This is a genomic window from Mesorhizobium sp. M7A.F.Ca.CA.001.08.2.1, assembly GCF_003998455.1.
GTDB lineage: Bacteria > Pseudomonadota > Alphaproteobacteria > Rhizobiales > Rhizobiaceae > Mesorhizobium > Mesorhizobium ciceri.
The window spans coordinates 1-745 of sequence record NZ_RZPW01001334.1 but is presented as its reverse complement, the minus strand read 5'-3'; the positions used below and the strand labels follow the sequence as shown (position 1 = coordinate 745).

Below are 745 nucleotides of genomic sequence, written 5' to 3'. Positions count from 1 at the left end.
TTTGCGGTTCAGAAGGTCGAGGACACGACGGCCGCACTGACGGTCGGCACGATGGTTGACGGAGTGATCGCTCATGCCGGCCAGCAGGCCCGCTACACATTTGACCTGGCGGGTGCGGCACGGCTCTGTTTCGACAGCCTGACCAATGATCCGTACCTCTCGTGGCGGCTGATCGGCCCCCGCGGCGAAGTGAACAGCACGCCTGTCGGCTTCTCGTATTCGGACGGCGTGTCGGGTACTCCGCTTCTGGACTTGGTGGCCGGATCCTACACGTTGATCGTCGACGGCTATCTCGATGCAACCGGCCCCTACAGCTTCCGGCTGCTTGATGTCGCGACAGCGACGCCGATCACGCTCGGTGACCCGGTGTCGGGAACTTTACCCTCCGGAAACGATACAGCGCTTTACCGCTTCGATGCGCAGGCCGGCGAGAAGTTCTTCTTCGACCAACAGAGCGATAGCGGCGGCACTGTCTACTGGCGCCTCATCGATCCGTTCGGCCGGCAGGTCTTGTTCAATGGTTTTGGAGACGTCGACGTCCAGGCGCTGGCGTTCACGGGCACCTACACGCTGGCGATCGAGGGCTCTGTGTCCAACGCGAGCCCAGTGGATTTCAGTTTTGCGGTCCAGAAGGTCGAAGACACGACGGCCGCACTGACGGTCGGCACGATGGTTGACGGAGTGATCGCTCATGCCGGCCAGCAGGCCCGCTACACATTTGACCTGGCGGGTGCGGCACGGCTCT

General features: G+C 62.6%; 1 protein-coding gene. It reads left to right on the top strand.

From position 1 onward, the window contains the following. On the top strand, positions 1-745 hold a 745-nt coding region (locus tag EN914_RS38600; protein ID WP_164779259.1), incomplete at both ends, for a hypothetical protein.